The following is a 19,061-nucleotide window of genomic DNA, read 5'->3' as shown; positions in this document are numbered from 1 at the left end:
AATACAATCATATGTTTACTTTTTTCTACTAAATAAGTAAATCAAACAAAACAGGATTTTTATTAAGCTCCACAAATTGAATATCATTTTCTTTAAAACGACTAATTAATTGCTCGTAATCTTCTTTATGCTTTAATTCTACACCGACTAGCGCTGGACCATTTTCTTTATTATGTTTCTTAATGTACTCAAATCGTGTAATATCATCTTCTGGGCCTAATCCCTTATCCAGAAACTCTCTTAGAGCTCCTGAACGCTGCGGGAATTCAATGATGAAGTAATGCTTTAATCCTTCATAAATGAGAGAACGTTCTTTCATTTCTTGCATTCTATCAATATCATTATTTCCACCACTTAACGTACATACAACTGTTTTCCCTTTTATTTCATCTCTGTAAAGATCAAGCGCTGCAATTGAAAGCGCACCAGCGGGTTCAGCTACAATTGCATTTTTCTTATACAGTTCTAAAATCGTCGTACAAACCTTTCCCTCTGGTACTAAAACAATATCATCAATTACATCTTTACAAGTTTCAAATGTTAACTTCCCTACCTTTTTAACCGCTGCCCCATCAACAAAACTATCTATTTTCTCCAATGCCACATTTTCATTTTGAAGAAAAGCCTCCTTCATAGATGCAGCCCCCATCGGTTCTACACCAATGACCTTTGTAGCAGGACTAACACCTTTCACATATGTACCAACACCTGATGCTAACCCACCACCGCCGATTGCTGTAAAGATATAATCAACTGGTTTCTCCATATCATGCATAATTTCAACCGCCACTGTTCCTTGACCAGCAACGACATACGGGTCATCAAACGGATGAACAAATGTCATCTTATTTTCATCACAATAGCGCTGTGCTTCTTGGAAAGAGCTATCAAATGTATCACCGACTAATACAATTTCCGCAAAATCACCACCGAAAAATTGTACTTGTGATACTTTTTGTTTAGGCGTTGTCGTCGGCATGAAAATTTTTGACGGAATCTTCAATAAATTACAAGTGTAAGCAACTCCTTGTGCATGATTACCAGCACTTGCACAAACAACGCCGTTTTGTAATTGTTCTTTCGGTAAGCTTTGAATCAAATTATACGCACCACGAATTTTGAAAGAGCGAATCAATTGTAAGTCTTCTCGTTTCACATAAACGTCACAATCATATTTCTCAGATAAAACTGTATCACGTTGTAACGGTGTTTTAATAACGATATCTTTCATGCAATTATGAGCCATTAAGATATCTTCAATTTTCACTCTCTCCTTTACCTTTTGCACCATTTCATATCATCCTTATCTCTTTTAAATTGGCTCAATCAAAATCCGGGATTTTTAGAACTGCACCTGTATTCGCCGATGTTACCATCTGTGCATAACGTCCAAGCCAGCCAGTTTTCACTTTCGGTTCTGGTCGTTTCCATTCTTTTTTACGCTTATTTAATTCTTCATCACTCACCCTTACTTCTAACAAACGTTCTTCAACATCAATACAAACTATATCCCCTTTCTCAAGAAGAGCAATCGTTCCACCTGCAGCTGCTTCCGGTGAAATATGTCCTACCGAAATACCACGTGAAGCACCAGAGAAACGTCCATCCGTTAATAGCGCAACATCAGCACCTAATCCCATGCCGGCAATTGCTGACGTCGGAGCTAACATTTCTGGCATACCAGGGCCGCCTCTTGGTCCTTCATAACGAATAACAACGACATCTCCTTTTTTCACTTTTCCAAGCATAATGCCCGCAAGCGCCTCATCTTGTGAATTAAAAATAACGCAAGGTCCTTCAAATCGTTTTACCTCGGTTGCCCCGCTTTTAATAACCGCTCCGTCTTTCGCAAGGTTTCCTTTTAATATACGTAATCCCCCTTCTTCACTATGAGGGTTTTCAAGAGTATGAATAACTTCTTTATCTTGAATCTCTGCATGAGCAATGTTTTCTCTTAATGTTTGCCCAGTAGCAGTTATTCGATCTAGATGAAGTACCCCTTCCTTTCTGCTCATCTCTTTCAAAATTGCACTAATCCCGCCTGCTCGATCAATATCTTCCATATGCCAATTAGAAGCAGGGCTTACTTTACATAAATGCGGTACACGTCTTGAAACAGCATCAATACGGTTCATATCGTAATCTAATCCTGCCTCTTGTGCGAGCGCTAGCGTGTGTAATACTGTATTCGTAGATCCTCCCATCGCCATATCAAGTGCAAATGCATCATCAATTGCCTCTTCTGTCACAATATCGCGTGGCTTAATATCTCTCTCAATTAAAATTTTTAATTTCTCTGCTGCTTGTTTAATTAACTCCTCACGTCTTGGATCAATTGCTAAAATACTACCGTTTCCTGGAAGAGCTAAACCTAACACTTCACATAAACAATTCATAGAATTCGCGGTAAACATACCCGAACAAGAGCCACAAGATGGACAGCCATGATCTTCGATATCCTTTAATTCTTCTTCTGAAATTTTCCCGGATTGATAAGCTCCTACCCCTTCAAAAACGGAACTTAAATCGACAACTTCTCCTTTAGATGTTTTTCCCGCAGCCATCGGGCCGCCTGAAACAAATACAGTTGGAATGTTAATACGAAGAGCCGCCATCATCATACCAGGTGTAATTTTGTCACAGTTTGGAATACAAATCATGCCATCAAACCAATGTGCATTTACAACTGTTTCTACTGAATCTGCAATGATTTCACGACTCGGAAGCGAATAACGCATACCGATATGTCCCATCGCAATACCGTCATCTACTCCAATTGTATTGAATTCAAATGGCACCATGCCTGCCGCACGAACGGCTTCTTTTACAAGTTTCCCAAACTCGTTCAAGTGCTTATGACCTGGAATAATTTCAATAAAAGAATTACAAATCGCAATAAACGGTTTATCAAAATCCTCATCTTTCAAACCAGTTGCTTTTAATAAACTACGATGTGGCGCTTTATCAAAACCTTTTTTAATCATGTCACTTCTCATCTTGTCAAATCCCCTCTTACGTATTTTTCACTTATATTCTCTTAATCTATTTCTTTACTAATTCTTTCGGTGCATGAATCCAGCTCATCATTTCACGAAGCTCTGCTCCTACTTTTTCTAGCTGATGATTTTGTTCTGCTTTTTTCATCGCATTATACGTTGGACGCCCTGCTTGATTTTCTAAAATCCATTTCTTCGCAAATTCACCTTGCTGAATTTCTGCAAGAACACGTTTCATTTCCTTCTTCGTTTCATCTGTAACAATTCTCGATCCTGTTACATAATCTCCAAACTCTGCCGTATCTGAAATAGAATGACGCATACTCGTTAATCCGCCTTCGTACATTAAATCCACAATTAACTTTAATTCATGCAAACATTCAAAGTATGCAATTTCAGGACGATATCCACCTTCCGTTAACGTTTCAAAACCAGCTTTCACAAGTGCTGTTACTCCTCCGCAAAGTACTGCTTGCTCACCGAATAAGTCTGTTTCTGTTTCTTCTTGGAATGTCGTTTCAATTACCCCTGCACGTGTACAACCCACACCTTTTGCATACGCTAATGCTACATGTAGTGCTGTTCCCGTTGCGTCTTGATGCACTGCGACTAATGCCGGAACACCATTTCCTTCTTGGAAGACACGGCGAACGAGATGACCTGGACTTTTCGGCGCGACCATCGCTACATCTACGTAACTTGGCGGATTAATTTGCCCGAAGTGAATATTAAATCCATGTGAGAAAAGTAACATTTGTCCTTCACGAAGATTCTCTTCTACTTCTGTTTTATATACATACGCTTGCTGTTCATCCGGCAATAACATTTGTACAACTTGTGCGGTTCGAACCGCTTCTGAAACGGACATTACTTCAAACCCATCTGCTTTTGCTACTTCATATGATTTACCAGGACGAACACCAACTACAACTTCCACACCAGAATCTCGTAAGTTTTGTGCTTGAGCATGACCTTGAGATCCATATCCAACTACCGCAACTGTCTTCCCTTTTAATAGCTCTAAATTTGCATCTTTCTCATAATAAGTTTTCATATTCCATACACTCCTTATAATTTATTTACTTGCAGTACATTGATTAATTTTTTCAACTGACTGACAAGTAACGTTGCTTCATTTTCAGTACAAACTGCTGTTAGTTTCATATCAGAAACACCACTTGTATCTCTTTCGTTTAAATTTAAAGAAGAAATATAATAACCACGCCGAGCAAAAATTCCGCTTATACGTAATAAGACGCTCGGATCGTTATGAATAACTAATGAAAAAGTATGACTCATTCTTCCCACCTCTTCATAATCATTTCGTTATTCCCTTTGTTTGGCGGAACCATTGGAAAGACGTTCTCACCTTCTTCTACACAAAAGTCAACTACGACAGGACCTTCATGAGAAAATGCTTCTAACATTACCTTTTTCGCCTCAAACGAATTTGTTGCTCTTAGCCCTTTTACACCATAAGCTTCTGCTACTTTCACAAAATCTGGTGACCCAATTCTCGATTCCGACAAACGGTTTTCATAAAACATTTCTTGCCATTGCCTTACCATTCCTAAAAATTTGTTGTTTATAATGAATACTTTGACAGGAATATTATTTTCAGCAATTGTTTGCAGCTCTTGAATGTTCATTTGGAAAGAAGCATCGCCAGCAATACAGATGACAAGTTCTTCTTCTTTTGCAAGCTGAGCACCAATTGCTGCTGGAAAACCAAATCCCATCGTCCCTAATCCCCCTGATGTTAGAAAAGTCCGTGGTTTTCTCGCTTTATAAAAGTGAGCAGCCCACATTTGATGCTGTCCTACCTCTGTCGTGACAATCGCTTCACCATTCGTTAATTCACTTACTAAGTTGATAACATGCTGTGGTTTTAACTCAAATTCTTTTTGCTTATATGAAAGTGGATATTCTTCTTGCCACTTCTTCACTTTCTGAAGCCATTCATCTGTTTGTGTATAAATAGACATATGTAACAGCATATGTAGCGCCTTTTTCACATCACCAACAATCGGATGCTCTACAGTTACATTTTTATGGAACTCAGAAGGATCAATATCAATATGTACTTTTTTCGAATGCGGAGAAAAAAGTTCTAATTTTCCTGTTACACGATCATCGAAACGAACACCTAACGCCAGTAATAAGTCACATTCTGTTACTGCCATATTTGCAGCGTACGTTCCATGCATACCGAGCATTCCTAAAAACAACGGGTCTCCTGGCGGATATGCACCCAGTCCCATTAAAGTTGAAACGACTGGAATACGATTCTCCCTCGCAAACTTGATGAGTTCTTCAGATCCGCCTGAATGAATGACGCCTCCCCCGATATAAAGGAGTGGGCGTTTTGCTTTTGAAATTGATTTTGCTACCTCTCTCAGTTTCAAACTGTCTGGAAAAGGTTCTGGTTTATATCCTAGAATCTCCACTTCTTCATTAAAGAAACTTGTTACATTTGCATTTTGAACATCTTTTGGAATATCAATTAATACCGGTCCCGGTCGCCCGCTTTCGGCGATGTAAAAAGCTTCTTGCACAGTTCGTGATAAATGATTTACATCACGAACTTGGTAATTATGCTTCGTAACAGGTACTGTAATTCCGACAACATCTGCTTCTTGAAATCCGTCTTTACCAATTAAAGGCGTTGCAACTTGCCCTGTAATGACAACTAAAGGAATCGAATCCATATAAGCATCTGCTAAACCCGTCACTAAATTCGTCGCCCCTGGGCCAGAGGTAGCAAAGACTACCCCAACCTTTCCCGAAGCTCTCGCATATCCTTCTGCCGCATGAATGGCAGCTTGTTCATGACGAGTTAACACGTGCTTTAAACCACTTTCGTATAACGCATCGTATATTGGTAAAATCGCGCCTCCCGGATAACCGAAAACAGTCGTTACACCTAATTTCTTCAAACATTGAATAGCGTGTCCAGCACCTGTAGCTTCTTCACTCTGCAGTTCATCATATGCTGTATACTGTTCCTCCATTTCAATTAACTCCTCTCCCTATTTACGCTAAACTTTCCGCCAATCCTGGAACACGTACTCCTCTTTCTCTCGTTAATTTTTTAAATTCTTCGGTTAATCTTTTTGTTACATCTCCTCGTTTTCCATCTCCAATTTCTCTTGAATCTACTTTCACTACAGGAATTAGTTCCGCTGCAGTTCCTGTTAAAAACACTTCATCTGCTACATATACGTCATGGCGAGTAAACGGCCTTTCCTCACACGGAATATTAAGTCGCTCACATAACTCAATCACACTATTTCTCGTAATACCTTCTAGCGCCCCTAAGTACGAAGGAGGTGTTAACACTTTTCCATCTTTCACAATGAAAACATTATCTCCAGATCCTTCACAAACATATCCTTGTTGGTTGAGCATAAGTGCCTCAAGTACACCTGCTTGTGCGGCTTCAATTTTCACAAGTACGTTATTTAAATAGTTCATTGACTTAATACGTGGGTCTAATGCATCTGGTGTATTACGTCTTGATGCAACAGATACAACGCTTAGTCCATTATCATAAAATTCCTGCGGGAATAGCTTTAATTGCTCTGCAATAATAATTACGCTCGGTTTCACACAACTTCTCGGATCGAGTCCTAAGTCACCTTTTCCTCTTGAAACAATTAATCGAATGTAGGCATCCGCGTATTCATTTTTTTGCAATGTTTGTAAAACTGCTTCTTCCATTTCGTCAACCGTCATTGGAATTGTAAGTAAAATAGATTTCGCCGATTCATATAATCGTTTCACATGTTCTTTTAAACAAAATACATTTCCTCCGTAACTACGAATCCCTTCAAATACACCGTCCCCGTATAAAAAGCCGTGATCATATACTGAAACAACTGCCTTTTCTTTTTCTACAAATTCCCCATTCATATAAATGTACTGGTTTCCCATCTCACATCGCTCCTCTTTTTTTCTCTCTATTTTTGCAATCTATTTCTATATCGATTGCTGAGATGAGTATTTTTAACAGAATATTCAGTATATAAATCTTAAAAATATACTCGTCTCAACAATCGATTACATACTTGTAGCAATCCATTGCTGAGACGAGGGAATCGTGGTACCACTCAGCTTCCTTATACTTCTCACGAAATATAAGCTCTGCAAGTCCAATTAGACTTTTTGTTTTTCTATCGGAAACAACTCCGCTACTTTTTACTAGTTTTCAAAAGTAGTACTCCGAGGTGATCTTCAATGATGAAATTGTTACCACCCTCACAGCTTCTGGCAGCTCTCTGAAACAATTTTTATCATTTACTCTCCTCTTCTACGCATTATCGTATTCTATTTTTAAAATAAAAACTCTCGCCTCAGCAATCAACTACTACAAATTAGTAGCTTTGATTGCTGAGGCGAGAGTTTCGCGTTACCACTCAGCTTCCTTATACTTCTCACGAAATATAAGCTTCATAGGTCCAATCAGACCTCCGTCCTTTTACCGGAGACGATGCCGCCGCCCTCTACTCAGTTTCCCTTTCGCAAGCGATGCTCCGAGGTGATCTTCAATGATTCGATTGCTACTACTCTCACAGCCTAGGAGTAGCTCTCTGAAACGACCATAATCATCTACTTTCCTCTTCTTTGCATATACAACATATAAAGTTAGAAAATTCTTAATTAACTTTTATTTGTTACACGTATTATAGGACGCGACTCTTTTCATTGTCAACATGTTTTTAGAAAAAAATTAAAATTCATTCTATTCACTAGAAATCTATTTATTTTTTCTCAAAACAAAATCGGAATGAACTTCTTACACATACTCATATATTACTTAAGTATGTTCGCGTTACTACATAAAGAAAAACAACTTAAAAACATATACAAGTTATGAGGAGATGAGAAAATTATGTTAAAAGGTAAAATAGCATTAGTTACAGGAGCAAGCCGAGGAATTGGACGTGCTATCGCAAAACGGTTAGCAAACGACGGTGCATTAGTTGCTGTTCATTATGGAAATCGAAAAGAAGATGCTGAAGAAACTGTTCATGAAATTCAATCAAATGGCGGATCAGCTTTTTCTATCTGTGCAAATCTTGAATCTTTACACGGTGTGGATAACCTATATATTTCTCTAGATAACGAACTACAAAAAAGAACTGGTGGAACACAATTTGATATTTTAATAAACAACGCTGGAATCGGTCCTGGTGCTTTTATTGAAGAAACGACTGAACAATTTTTTGATAGAATGGTTTCAGTAAATGCAAAAGCACCATTCTTTATCATTCAACAAGCACTACCACGTTTACGTGATAATAGCCGAATTATTAATATTTCATCAGCTGCCACCCGCATTTCTTTGCCTGATTTCGTTGCATATAGTATGACGAAAGGTGCAATTAACACGATGACTTTCACGCTTGCAAAACAACTCGGAGCACGAGGAATAACAGTAAATGCAATACTTCCAGGCTTTATTAAAACAGATATGAATGCAGAACTATTGAGCGACCCAATGATGAAACAGTACGCTACTACTATTTCCGCCTTCAATCGCTTAGGTGAAGTAGAAGATATTGCCGATACCGCTGCTTTTCTTGCTTCTCCAGACAGCCGCTGGGTTACTGGACAATTAATTGATGTGAGCGGAGGATCTTGTTTATAAAAAACATATATTTTCAAATCTTTTTTATTGCGCAATAAAACAATTTATATAATACTATATAAAACATATACATTTAGGAGGATTACAGCAATGTCCGAAAAAACATACGAACTCGCAACCTTCGCAGGTGGTTGCTTTTGGTGCATGGTAAAACCATTTGATGAACTTCCTGGTATTCATAAAGTACTTTCTGGCTATGCAGGTGGTCATATAGAAAATCCAACATATGAACAAGTAAAAGCTGGAACATCTGGCCATTTAGAAGTCGTTCAAATTACATTCGATCCTTCTATTTTCCCGTATCAAAAATTACTAGATTTATATTGGCCACAAATCGATCCGACTGATGATGGCGGACAATTTTTTGACCGTGGTCCCTCTTACCGCACAGCAATTTTTTATCATAATGAAACACAAAAAGAGCTTGCTGAAAAATCAAAACAAACTCTTGCAGAAAGCGGTATGTTTAAAGAGCCAATCGTAACTGAAATTCGCCTGGCTGCACCTTTTTATGAGGCTGAAGAATACCATCAACATTTCTATAAAAAGAACCCAGAGAAATATGCTACTGAGCAAAAAGAATCTGGCCGTAAAGACTTTATAAAAGAAAATTGGCAAAAAAAATAATAAAAATGCATCGTGCTTTCTATTCAAAGTGCGATGCGTTTTTATCTTTGAAAAAAGTACCATACAATGATGAGAACAACCGCTGTTAATGTCCAAAGTGCTATTTCATTTTTCACTCTACTCTTTTTCTTAGTCATTTCCTCTCCTCCTAATAGCAATACAACGTATTCAAGATTTCCTCTGTTTAATTGTCCACCTTATATACGTGAATACATCCTTACAAATTCTTATAACAAGACCACCGATGATTCCGATTGCAATTGAAATTACTAACGTCTGTCCAAAACTAAAAGATTTTGTATATGTTATGTAGAAAACAATACACACAAGTAAAATATCTGGTAAAGAAAATAAAAGCTTTTTATACAATTCTTCACCTCTCCTATGCTTTATTTATAAATCATATCCTCTACTGTAGCTTTAAAAAATTCCATTTAGACACTCATTTTACGGAAAAAGAATAAGAACCTCTTTTAAAAAGGGATTCTTATCTACATATCCTATTCCATAATTACTCCTAAACTAGAATAATATTACTAGTGATTTATTATAAATTAACTATTTACCAGGCAATCGGATGCTGCGCCAACTACCTACATCGCATTGACCGTATGTATTATCACCTACTGCTACCACCGTGCCATCTAATTTAAGTCCAACCGTATGCGCACAACCAGCCGCTATCGCTACAATATCACGCCAATCACTTACATTACATTGGCCATACTCATTCCAACCTACTGCCGCCACAGTACCATCTGATTTCAGAGCAATTGTATGATTACTCCCTACCGCTATCGCCACAATATCGCGCCAATCGCTTACATCACATTGCCCCCGTTTATTATTACCCACAGCCGTCACCATACCGTCAGATGTAATACCAACTGTATGAAGATATCCCGCCGCTATCGCCACAATATCACGCCAGCTACTTACATTGCATTGGCCATATCGATTATTACCCACAGTCGTCACCGTTCCGTCCAATTTAAGACCGACTGTATGCCAGTCACCCACCGCGACCGCCACAATATCACGCCAGCTACTTATATTACATTCTCCTTCTTTATTTCGGCCCACTGCTATCACCGTGCCATCCGGTTTAAGGCCAATGGTACGGCGCCACCCCGCCGCAACCGATACAATATTATGCCAATCATTTACATCACATTGGTCATGATTATTCCAACCCACTGCAACCGCAGTACTGTCACATTTAAGAGCGATTGTATGAGCATTACCCGTGTTCGTCGCCATATGAACATTGCCCGCTGCGACCGATACAATATCACGCCAGCCACTTACATTGCATTCTCCTTCTTTATTTCGGCCCACTGCTACCACCGTGCCATTCGATTTAAGAGCAACGGTATGACCACGACCCGCTGCTATCGTATTTTTAGGCCACCTTTTCACTTTTAACACCTCTTCTTTCGGTGAAATGTAATTCATGTTTTACCTCCTTGCATATAAGCAACTGTATCCAAATAGATATTTTCATCAAATTTCATTATAAATGAACTAACTTTTTTATAAATCTACATCTCCAAAGGAACCTATTACTTCTTCTTCAAAAAATAAAAACCTCCAGTTTAAATACTAGAGGTCTTCTATTTTTATTTCTTTAGTCTCTCAATAAAATCCTGTAACTTATCAAGCGATTTCATATTATGATTACAAGCTACACCATCTTTGCAAATATAGTTTCCCTTTCTAACGAAAGTTCCTGGTACATCACCTTTAATTTCAACTAAAAACATTCCTACTTCTTCATGCCCATGACATAATGAACAAATGCTTTTTTTATTTAAACTTTGAAATGTTCCTTGCAGACCAACAAACTTATTTTTATCATTTTTCGCTATAATAAATTTCCTGCTTGATCCCTTGTCAATCCAGCTTAAATAAGTTAATTCTTTCATATCCAGTTCTTCCATATCAGGAAGTTTTAACTTTTTCGCCTTAGGAAATAATTTCTTTAACGTTTGTGCTGTAACTTCCTGAAACGGAATGACATACGGATTTATTTTCATTAAAAACGATTCTGCATCTTCTCTATTTTGAACTGTTAATACCGTATCAATTAACTCTTTCTGTTCATCCGTTAAATTCTCAAATACATGTATTATCTTTTCAATCGCAAGTGATTTTAACGCTTGAATTACACCTCTATCATTTGCCGTTGCATGCCCATTTGCTAAAATATAAGCTTGTGACTTTATAAAATTATATTGATCACTTCTAATAAAAGCTTCCATCTTTATCACTCCATACAAATTGTTGATCTAGTCTTATTGTATACAATGATTCAGCTTTTTGATATGTAAAAGATAACTTAGAAATGAACATTACATACTCCGATTATTTTCTACCGATTCATTTCCTGACAAAAGAATCCTTCATCTGTTTTCCATTCCGCATATAGTACATCCTCAAATTTAGTAATCCCTTTTTGCTTTATTTGCTTATACAGCCACCCTTCATCAAAGCCCGCTTCCCTTAAATTATCCTTCACTACTTTTCCGTCACTAATTAATGAAATGGGTAAGTATACAGGCTTATGCTTTAAACTTAAATCATTTATAGTGGGAGTTTCATATTTACTTTTTTTCAGAACACTTATGTTTCCGTTAGGTTCCAAAATCATATACTCAACTTCCCGGATTGAAAAAATATCTTTTTGCTGCCGTAGCATTTGCTGTAATTGGTTTATGTCCAAATGATTTGAACTTAGTTGTTCCCGGTCAATATATCCATTACGGATAATGATTGACGGAGAGCCTTCAAAAAAACTTCTCGTCCCTCTAAATTTTTGCGTTATTACTTCTATTGTATAAATTAACACTACCCATACAAGTACTGCATATAAAATAGACCATACTTTTATTTCCGGATCATATATAGTATTTCCTACTAATTCTCCAAGGACAATGGCCGAAATAAAATCAAATGGCGTTAACTGAGATATTTGTGTCTTCCCTAATATTTTAGTAGCAATCAATAGCACAAAAAAACCAAAAATCAATTCTATTGTTATTTGTCCAAGATGGTTCATATAGGCTCACCTTTCTGTCATATGAAATATAACGTTTTCATTTCCCATCCACGCCCCAACACTATACAATTACGATTCATTTTTGCTATTATCATGCCCATTCATACTAAAAACATCGAATCCAATTTTGTAATGAACCTATAAAAAAGAGTCTGATTCAAAATAACATATGAATCAGACTCTTTTTTATAATTTATTTGGAATACACTATCTTTTTAATCGTTTCTCCAGAAAGAAAATATTCTTCTGCTAATTGATGAATTGCAATTCCACTTTTAAAAGCGTCTTTAATTGCTTTATTTCTTTCATCTAGTTGTTTTCTTCCGCCAGATCGTGTACCCCATTTATAATGTTTTGTTTCTTGTTTTGGAATGTAAATTGTTTCACCTTGTATATACTTTTGAATTTCAGCAATTAAACTCTCTGGTAAAACGGCCTTAGCTTTTACGTATTTCACTTCTGCTCGCCCCTTATTTTTTATGGTTCATTTCAATAAGGTGCAAAGCCAAATATAAAAAATGATACAAGCTCATCTTGGCGATTAATTGTATATTACTTGTCTACCTCACGCAAAGTATCGCCATTTCCATACTTGGCTTTGCATGAGACGTTGCAGTGTCTGGCAATTGAATTGTAATCGCCATATAAACACCTCCTAATATACCTTTTGCATTTTATTATATGACAAATTCCTTCCCCTTGCATCCACATCCTTTTTAAAGCACGAAATTACTTAGTTTGATATAATACTTTTTAGTCCAATCAAAAAGTATAGTGAGGTTGCGTTATGAAGAAGAAAATAATCATTACAATCGTTACATTATTCATTATTACTATAGCATTATTCGGAACATACAAATTGATGAACGCAAGAAGTTTTCAATTGTTTGGAGATTTAACAAACCGAGTAGAAACAAATGAAAAAGTGATTGCTTTAACTTTTGATGATGGCCCTACTAACAATGTAAAACAAATATTACCGCTACTAGATAAATACAGTGCAAAAGCTACTTTCTTTTTAATCGGAAATGAATTAGAGAAAAACCTATCGTTAGGAGAAACTATCGTACACTCTGGGCACCAAATTGGAAACCATACATATTCTCATAACAGATTGGTTTTTAAAACACCTTCTTTTATTAAAGAAGAAATAGAAAAAACGAATTCATTAATCCGCCAAACAGGATTTACAGGCGAAATTGATTTTAGACCACCAAACGGTAAAAAGCTAATTGGTCTGCCATATTATTTAAATAAAAACAATATCGAAACAATCACATGGGACCTTGAACCTGATACTTTTTATAAATCTGCGGCCGATAAAATTGAATATGTTGCTAAAAACGTAAAACCAGGTTCTATCATTTTACTGCACTCTATGTATGATGAGTCTAATGAAAATTTACAAACGATTGAAGGTATTTTAGACTCTTTATCTAAGAAGGGCTATCAATTTGTAACAGTAAATGAGCTGCAAAAAAGAGCAAAGTAAAAAGGTAGCGTATCATACCACGATACGCTACCTTTCTTTTTATATAATTCCAAGTACATTTAGGAATACGATAATAATCGCAATTGGTGCAATATAGCGAAGTAAGAATAACCATAATACGAATAATTTATAGCCTTTATTTTTACTTACACCAAGCTCTTTCATTAATACATCTTTCTTCATTTTTAAAGGAACAAAGATAGAAACTAATAAAACACCAAGTGGCATTAGTATGTTACTAACCGCATAATCTGCTAAATCAAAAATTGTTTTTCCAAATGGTTTCACATCGCTTAACAAACCGAATGATAATGCTGATGGCACCCCAACAACAAAGATTAATAATCCTACGATTAAGGCCATTTTTTCACGTTTCCCTTTACCTTTTGCAGTTAAAGATGCAACGCTAATTTCTAACATCGAAATTGCTGATGTAATAGTAGCAAAGAAGAATAGTAATAAGAAAACAATGAAGAATAATTTCCCGAACGCCATTTTACTGAAAATAGCTGGCAGTACGATAAATAATAGTCCAGGTCCTTGAGATGGTTCCATTCCAAATGCGAATACAACTGGGAAAATTGCTAGTCCTGCAAGTAATGTAATCACAAGTGTTAAAGCTACGATAGAAAATGCTGAACGCGGTAAACTTTCTTCTTTCGGTAAGTACGAGCTATACGTTACCATAACGGCTACACCAACAGATAGTGAGAAGAACGATTGTCCCATTGCATATAAAATAATTTCTGACGTTACGTTTGAGAAATCAGGTTGTAAGAAGAAGCGAACTCCTTCTCCAGCACCGTCTAATGTAAGTGCACGAACAATTAATACAAAGAATAAAACGAATAATGCTGGCATGAAATATTTATTTACTTTTTCAACACCATTTTGCACACCTTTACTTACGATAAAAATAGTAATAAGGATGAATAATAGCTGTGATCCAACTGCTAAATATGGATTGGAAATGATTTCACCAAACGTAGCTTCGTATGCACCATTGCCTTCCCATAGTCTACCTGTAATTGCATTCCATAAATATAATATAATCCAACCCCCTACAACGCTGTAGAAAGAAAGTAGTATGAAACAAGTTACAATCCCTAATTTACCTAACCAAGGCCATAGTGTTTTTGGTGCGATTTCTCTATATGCATCAACAGCCTCTTTTTGTGTACTTCTCCCGATAACGAATTCAGCTAATAATAGCGGTAAACCAATTAATAATGTGAAACCGATGAAAATAAGGAAGAACGCGCCGCCCCCTCCAATTCCGGCCATATACGGGAACTTCCAAATCGCTCCAAGACCAATCGCTGAACCTGCTGCAGCTAATACGAAACCTAATTTCGATGTCCATTGCTGTGAATTCATTTGTTAATCTCCTCTCTTTATCTTTTTCTGTTTTACAATCCGGTATTTATATTGTTCTATCCATACTCTTTTCTAATACGTTCACTTCCTCCCTAATAATAAAAAACGCCCCTACGTAAATACGTAGGGACGACAAAAATATCGCGGTACCACCCTAGTTATGAAGATACAACAAAAGTAAGACCTAAATAAAAAACGTCCCTACGCAAATACGTAGGGACGATAAAATATCGCGGTACCACCCTAGTTATGAAGCCACAACAAAGTTAGGACCTAAATAAAAAACGTCCCTACGTAAATACGTAGGGACGATAAATATCGCGGTACCACCCTAGTTGTGAAACAATCTTCACCACTTTATTTGATAACGGTATAAACTACCGTCTTTCATTTCCTCATAATGTGAGATTTATGAAAGATGCTCCAGGACGAACTTCATGAATAATCTATATACTGATTCACACCAACCATCAGCTCTCTGAAATAGGGAGATTTTCACTACTATACCCTTTCATTGCCCAAATATTATTTTCCGAATTGATTACTATCATTTTTATCACACATTAAAAATAGTGTCAACTTATATTTTGAATTTTTATGTATTACATTCTATTTAAAAATTCAAAATATGACTTTTGTATGAATAGTATTAGAACATTTATGGTTTATACTGTATTAACTTCTCTAGCAGGTTTATAGTAGTATACGATGAATGCAAGACAGCACGAGTAGGAGGAAAGGATTTTGTCCACTTCAAAAGTTTTAAAAGGCACTGCTTTATTAAGTGGTGCAACAATGATTTCACGAATTTTAGGTTTTATATACTTCTTCCCTTTTCAATTATTAGTTGGAACGCAAGGGGTCGCTTTATACGGATATGCATACTCTTGGTACGGTATTTTATTAAGCTTTTCAACAGCTGGTATTCCTATTGCCGTCTCCAAATTTGTTGCAAAACATAATGCGCTTGGTGATTATAGTACAAGTAAAAAATTATACAACTCTAGCGTAAAATTGATGTTGTTTATGGGCTTTTTAGGATTTTTAATTTTATTTATTGGAGCACCGTACATATCACAATTTATTATTCGCTCGAAAACGCCAGATCCACAATTTATCGCCGACGTGACACTTACAATGCGAGCATTAAGCTTCGCGCTTATTATCGTACCGGCTATGAGTGTTACACGTGGTTATTTCCAAGGTTTTCAACATATGAAACCAAGTGCTGCTTCTCAAGTTGTGGAACAAATCGCACGCGTTGTTTTCATTTTAGTTGGTAGTTTTATCGTCTCAAAACTATTAGGTGGTTCAGTAGCTTCTTCTGTTGCGGTTGCTACGTTTGGTGCTGTTATCGGGGCACTTGCCAGCGTCTCTATTTTAATGATGTACTGGAAAAAATATAATGGATTAAAACCTCCTGAAGGTGAATTAAAGTCAAGGGCATCCGAGATTCCATTAAAAAATATTTATATAGAATTACTTCGATATGCAATCCCAATTGTATTTGTCGGTATTGCAATTCCGCTCTATACGTTAGTAGATCAATATACTGTAGCTGATGTACTTAGAGCGATGGGAGAGCCTTTAGAAACCGCGAATGCAGTTTTCGCTTATATAACGAACTATGCACAAAAGTTAATTATGATTCCCGCTTCACTTGCAACCGGATTCTCATTAACGATCATTCCAGCTATAACGAAATCATTTACAAGCGGGAAACTAGATGAATTACAAGGACAAATTTCAAAGATATTTCAAGTATTATTATTCTTCACTATCCCAGCTGCATTCGGTTTAGCTAGTATCGCTTACGATGCATTCCGCATGGTTTATGTAAATCCCGAAATTGCACTTGGTGGATCACAATATTTAATTTCATTTGCACCTTCTGCTGTATTAAGTGCGATTTTCACAGTTTCAGCTGCTATATTACAAGGAATTGATTATCAAAGAAAAACAATGATTGCATTCTCAGTCGGTATTCTCGTTAAAATTGTGGTGAACACACCGCTCTTACATTTATTCGGTGGACATGGTGCTGTGCTTGGAACAATTCTTGGCTATCTCGTTTCAAATATTATTATGTTGTACTGCATCGTTAAATTTGCGAAATTTAAAATTGGCGAAACAGCAAAAACAGTATTTCTTATTACGATTTATTCCGCGGCAATGTCTGCTGTTGTAATCGCATTAAGAGCATTTATAAGTTGGATTATTCCTGGCCAATCTTATATAGAATCATTAATTATTGTGTTTATATGCGCCGTAGCAGGAGGACTTGTTTATCTTTTATTCGTACTAACGAGTGGACTTGCTTCGCATATTCTCGGTGATCGTATTCAACGTTTACCTGTATTAGGAAAGTTAGTAAAATAAAAAAACAAGAGATGTAACGCGTTGTTACATCTCTTGTTTTTTACTTCGCATATTGAATGCGCTTTTGTTGTTCAGCAATATTTAATTCTGGAGCATATTGTTCTACTAAATGTAATACCTCTTCGATCAACACTTCTAACTCCTGTACACTATACTCCGGTTTCCCTATTAACGTATTCACCATACGCTCATATAGATTTTCAGGTTTGATATTCATACGCTCTACATTATAAGCCATCCATTTAAATGCAGGATGATGTACATACAGTTTATTCAAACCAAATAAAACACCGAATAAATCTCTTTGTACTTCACAAATAACATCGTAAAGCATAAGCCAATCCTTTCGTGTTAAAAGAGCCTCTCGATTATGCCAACGATTGCTTAACCAAAGATTTTCTGAAATCATCCTTTTCGCCAATTCTTCTGGATATACTTCAATCCTATCTTTTAGAGCATGTACTTTTACTTCTCCATACAAACTCACACCATCATGAACCGATGATACAATACATTGTTTCTCATAATTTATATCATACTGCTCTACAACTTCTGAAATAATCTTTTCTACTGTCAATGTTAAAAAGTTACTAATCTCTAGCTTAATTCCTTCTTTCGTCAAATACGTTTCCGACCATTCTTCATCCTCATAGGGATGATATGACAAAATCGTTCCACCAATATTGTTAATTGGACCTAGACGCTCTTCATCCTCTGGTGGTTCTGACCATAAAATATGTAATTCAATATCTGAATGTTCATCTTCTAACTTTCTCGCTACAGATCCTGCTAAAATAATAGCTTCGACTTTCTTGTTTTGCCTATAAATCTCCGACATCTCTATCGCTTTCTCTTTTAATCCCATTGCATTTCCCCCTAAAGCCGCAGTATTCCCCTTACTTTTCATTTATCTATTTCGATATTAAACATTACATTACCTTTTCAAATTCCTACTAAATCATATTTCTACCCAATAACGCTGAACAATTTCGCCAGAATTAGAAGAAACTACTTCATTTTCTAGCACACCGCCAACCTTTTGTATTGTTTTAGCAGAACCAATATTTTCTTTATCACAAGTTATTAACACTTTCTTCAACCCTAATTTTTGCGCCTCAGCCAATGAAAGTTGCAGTTGCTTCGTAGCGTAACCTTGGCGACGTTTATTCGGATGGACACTATAACCGATATGACCGCTTTCCAGTAATAATTCTGGATTTAATCGATGTCTAATATTCACAAAACCTATAAGTTCTCCTTTTTCAAAACTTAAAAATTGGCTAGACGGTACTCGATTAGCCAGTAAACTTTCTCCTAATTCTTGTTTACTCACTTTTTCAAACCATTCATCGAGAGAATCAAAATTTTGTAGAGAACTGCTGCCGTGTGGTTGTTCTCCTGATTGTAAAAACGCATGTCTATATGCCATAATTTCCCCACTATATTCATGTATTGGCTTTAATAGTTTCATTGTCATTCTCC

General features: G+C 36.6%; 18 protein-coding genes and 3 other annotated features. Of the genes, 4 read left to right on the top strand and 14 right to left on the bottom strand.

The window, feature by feature from the left end:
- Positions 1-28: 28 nt before the first annotated feature.
- Genes ilvA through ilvE form a run of 6 tightly spaced genes read right to left on the bottom strand, consistent with a single transcriptional unit; the run spans position 29 to position 6,929 of the window.
- Positions 29-1,291 carry a threonine ammonia-lyase IlvA gene (gene ilvA, locus BAU23_RS06435; protein WP_071733813.1) on the bottom strand — a complete coding sequence of 421 codons (1,263 nt, stop codon included), beginning with the start codon at positions 1,289-1,291 and terminating at the stop codon, positions 29-31.
- A gap of 31 nt (positions 1,292-1,322) precedes the next feature.
- On the bottom strand, positions 1,323-2,996 hold the full coding sequence (gene ilvD, locus BAU23_RS06430; RefSeq protein ID WP_001255828.1) for a dihydroxy-acid dehydratase: 1,674 nt from the start codon (positions 2,994-2,996) through the stop codon (positions 1,323-1,325).
- Positions 2,997-3,042: 46 nt separating this feature from the next.
- Positions 3,043-4,050 carry a ketol-acid reductoisomerase gene (gene ilvC, locus BAU23_RS06425; RefSeq protein WP_000861120.1) on the bottom strand — a complete coding sequence of 336 codons (1,008 nt, stop codon included), beginning with the start codon at positions 4,048-4,050 and terminating at the stop codon, positions 3,043-3,045.
- A 14-nt stretch (positions 4,051-4,064) separates the two neighbouring features.
- Positions 4,065-4,295: an ACT domain-containing protein gene (locus BAU23_RS06420; protein ID WP_002165980.1), complete on the bottom strand. Its 231-nt coding sequence runs from the start codon at positions 4,293-4,295 to the stop codon at positions 4,065-4,067.
- On the bottom strand, positions 4,292-6,007 hold the full coding sequence (gene ilvB, locus BAU23_RS06415) for an acetolactate synthase large subunit (RefSeq protein WP_071733811.1): 1,716 nt from the start codon (positions 6,005-6,007) through the stop codon (positions 4,292-4,294). The genes BAU23_RS06420 and ilvB overlap by 4 nt, the downstream gene beginning before the upstream one ends.
- A gap of 22 nt (positions 6,008-6,029) precedes the next feature.
- Positions 6,030-6,929 carry a branched-chain-amino-acid transaminase gene (gene ilvE / locus BAU23_RS06410; RefSeq protein ID WP_071733809.1) on the bottom strand — a complete coding sequence of 300 codons (900 nt, stop codon included), beginning with the start codon at positions 6,927-6,929 and terminating at the stop codon, positions 6,030-6,032.
- A 148-nt stretch (positions 6,930-7,077) separates the two neighbouring features.
- Positions 7,078-7,317, bottom strand: a binding site (T-box leader).
- A 66-nt stretch (positions 7,318-7,383) separates the two neighbouring features.
- Positions 7,384-7,629: a binding site (T-box leader), on the bottom strand.
- Positions 7,630-7,887: 258 nt separating this feature from the next.
- Between ilvE and BAU23_RS06405 the strand changes: the two genes are divergently transcribed.
- Complete coding sequence (locus BAU23_RS06405) at positions 7,888-8,646, top strand: SDR family oxidoreductase (RefSeq protein ID WP_071733806.1); 759 nt, start codon at positions 7,888-7,890, stop codon at positions 8,644-8,646.
- A gap of 90 nt (positions 8,647-8,736) precedes the next feature.
- Positions 8,737-9,273 carry a peptide-methionine (S)-S-oxide reductase MsrA gene (gene msrA / locus BAU23_RS06400; protein ID WP_001291859.1) on the top strand — a complete coding sequence of 179 codons (537 nt, stop codon included), beginning with the start codon at positions 8,737-8,739 and terminating at the stop codon, positions 9,271-9,273.
- A 168-nt stretch (positions 9,274-9,441) separates the two neighbouring features.
- On the opposite strand, the gene BAU23_RS06395 is transcribed toward msrA, so the two are convergent.
- From BAU23_RS06395 to BAU23_RS06375, 5 genes are all read right to left on the bottom strand, one after another.
- Positions 9,442-9,642 carry a hypothetical protein gene (locus BAU23_RS06395; protein WP_000277145.1) on the bottom strand — a complete coding sequence of 67 codons (201 nt, stop codon included), beginning with the start codon at positions 9,640-9,642 and terminating at the stop codon, positions 9,442-9,444.
- 189 nt (positions 9,643-9,831) lie between these two features.
- Positions 9,832-10,728 (bottom strand): RCC1 domain-containing protein, encoded by an 897-nt coding sequence (locus tag BAU23_RS06390; protein WP_001106810.1) that lies wholly within the window; start codon positions 10,726-10,728, stop codon positions 9,832-9,834.
- Positions 10,729-10,892: 164 nt separating this feature from the next.
- On the bottom strand, positions 10,893-11,534 hold the full coding sequence (locus tag BAU23_RS06385; RefSeq protein ID WP_000387069.1) for a FusB/FusC family EF-G-binding protein: 642 nt from the start codon (positions 11,532-11,534) through the stop codon (positions 10,893-10,895).
- Between the two features lie 110 nt (positions 11,535-11,644).
- Positions 11,645-12,331 (bottom strand): DUF421 domain-containing protein, encoded by a 687-nt coding sequence (locus tag BAU23_RS06380; protein WP_016129120.1) that lies wholly within the window; start codon positions 12,329-12,331, stop codon positions 11,645-11,647.
- Positions 12,332-12,524: 193 nt separating this feature from the next.
- Positions 12,525-12,788, bottom strand: coding sequence for a CD3324 family protein (locus BAU23_RS06375; protein WP_000878314.1), 264 nt, complete (start codon positions 12,786-12,788; stop codon positions 12,525-12,527).
- Positions 12,789-13,118: 330 nt separating this feature from the next.
- Between BAU23_RS06375 and BAU23_RS06370 the strand changes: the two genes are divergently transcribed.
- Positions 13,119-13,823 (top strand): polysaccharide deacetylase family protein, encoded by a 705-nt coding sequence (locus tag BAU23_RS06370; RefSeq protein WP_071733804.1) that lies wholly within the window; start codon positions 13,119-13,121, stop codon positions 13,821-13,823.
- A 39-nt stretch (positions 13,824-13,862) separates the two neighbouring features.
- Here BAU23_RS06370 and BAU23_RS06365 read toward each other — a convergent pair whose 3' ends face one another.
- Entirely contained in the window at positions 13,863-15,200 is a 1,338-nt protein-coding gene (locus tag BAU23_RS06365; protein WP_001088176.1) for a sodium-dependent transporter, read from the bottom strand.
- A gap of 301 nt (positions 15,201-15,501) precedes the next feature.
- Positions 15,502-15,724 (bottom strand) — a binding site (T-box leader).
- A gap of 220 nt (positions 15,725-15,944) precedes the next feature.
- Between BAU23_RS06365 and BAU23_RS06360 the strand changes: the two genes are divergently transcribed.
- Positions 15,945-17,579 carry a putative polysaccharide biosynthesis protein gene (locus tag BAU23_RS06360; protein WP_071733802.1) on the top strand — a complete coding sequence of 545 codons (1,635 nt, stop codon included), beginning with the start codon at positions 15,945-15,947 and terminating at the stop codon, positions 17,577-17,579.
- A gap of 40 nt (positions 17,580-17,619) precedes the next feature.
- Here BAU23_RS06360 and BAU23_RS06355 read toward each other — a convergent pair whose 3' ends face one another.
- A complete protein-coding gene (locus BAU23_RS06355; RefSeq protein ID WP_071733800.1) occupies positions 17,620-18,444 on the bottom strand; it encodes a DUF4037 domain-containing protein in 825 nt (274 codons plus the stop codon).
- Between the two features lie 93 nt (positions 18,445-18,537).
- Positions 18,538-19,050, bottom strand: a complete 513-nt coding sequence (locus tag BAU23_RS06350; protein ID WP_000771280.1) for a GNAT family N-acetyltransferase — start codon at positions 19,048-19,050, stop codon at positions 18,538-18,540.
- Positions 19,051-19,061 lie beyond the last annotated feature (11 nt).

Origin of the sequence: Bacillus nitratireducens (genome assembly GCF_001884135.1) — a bacterium.
Taxonomy (GTDB): domain Bacteria; phylum Bacillota; class Bacilli; order Bacillales; family Bacillaceae_G; genus Bacillus_A; species Bacillus_A nitratireducens.
Note: the sequence above shows the minus strand (reverse complement) of the source record. Positions and strands in the feature narration are given on the sequence as shown.

Excerpts from the sequence above, each read along its gene's own strand:
- ilvA (WP_071733813.1), bottom strand. The coding sequence starts at position 1,291 with ATGGTGCAAAAGGTAAAGGAGAGAGTGAAAATTGAAGATATCTTAATG.
- ilvD (WP_001255828.1), bottom strand. The coding sequence starts at position 2,996 with ATGAGAAGTGACATGATTAAAAAAGGTTTTGATAAAGCGCCACATCGT.
- ilvC (WP_000861120.1), bottom strand. The coding sequence starts at position 4,050 with ATGAAAACTTATTATGAGAAAGATGCAAATTTAGAGCTATTAAAAGGG.
- BAU23_RS06420 (WP_002165980.1), bottom strand. The coding sequence starts at position 4,295 with ATGAGTCATACTTTTTCATTAGTTATTCATAACGATCCGAGCGTCTTA.
- ilvB (WP_071733811.1), bottom strand. The coding sequence starts at position 6,007 with ATGGAGGAACAGTATACAGCATATGATGAACTGCAGAGTGAAGAAGCT.
- ilvE (WP_071733809.1), bottom strand. The coding sequence starts at position 6,929 with ATGGGAAACCAGTACATTTATATGAATGGGGAATTTGTAGAAAAAGAA.
- BAU23_RS06405 (WP_071733806.1), top strand. The coding sequence starts at position 7,888 with ATGTTAAAAGGTAAAATAGCATTAGTTACAGGAGCAAGCCGAGGAATT.
- msrA (WP_001291859.1), top strand. The coding sequence starts at position 8,737 with ATGTCCGAAAAAACATACGAACTCGCAACCTTCGCAGGTGGTTGCTTT.
- BAU23_RS06390 (WP_001106810.1), bottom strand. The coding sequence starts at position 10,728 with ATGAATTACATTTCACCGAAAGAAGAGGTGTTAAAAGTGAAAAGGTGG.
- BAU23_RS06385 (WP_000387069.1), bottom strand. The coding sequence starts at position 11,534 with ATGGAAGCTTTTATTAGAAGTGATCAATATAATTTTATAAAGTCACAA.
- BAU23_RS06380 (WP_016129120.1), bottom strand. The coding sequence starts at position 12,331 with ATGAACCATCTTGGACAAATAACAATAGAATTGATTTTTGGTTTTTTT.
- BAU23_RS06370 (WP_071733804.1), top strand. The coding sequence starts at position 13,119 with ATGAAGAAGAAAATAATCATTACAATCGTTACATTATTCATTATTACT.
- BAU23_RS06365 (WP_001088176.1), bottom strand. The coding sequence starts at position 15,200 with ATGAATTCACAGCAATGGACATCGAAATTAGGTTTCGTATTAGCTGCA.
- BAU23_RS06355 (WP_071733800.1), bottom strand. The coding sequence starts at position 18,444 with ATGGGATTAAAAGAGAAAGCGATAGAGATGTCGGAGATTTATAGGCAA.
- BAU23_RS06350 (WP_000771280.1), bottom strand. The coding sequence starts at position 19,050 with ATGAAACTATTAAAGCCAATACATGAATATAGTGGGGAAATTATGGCA.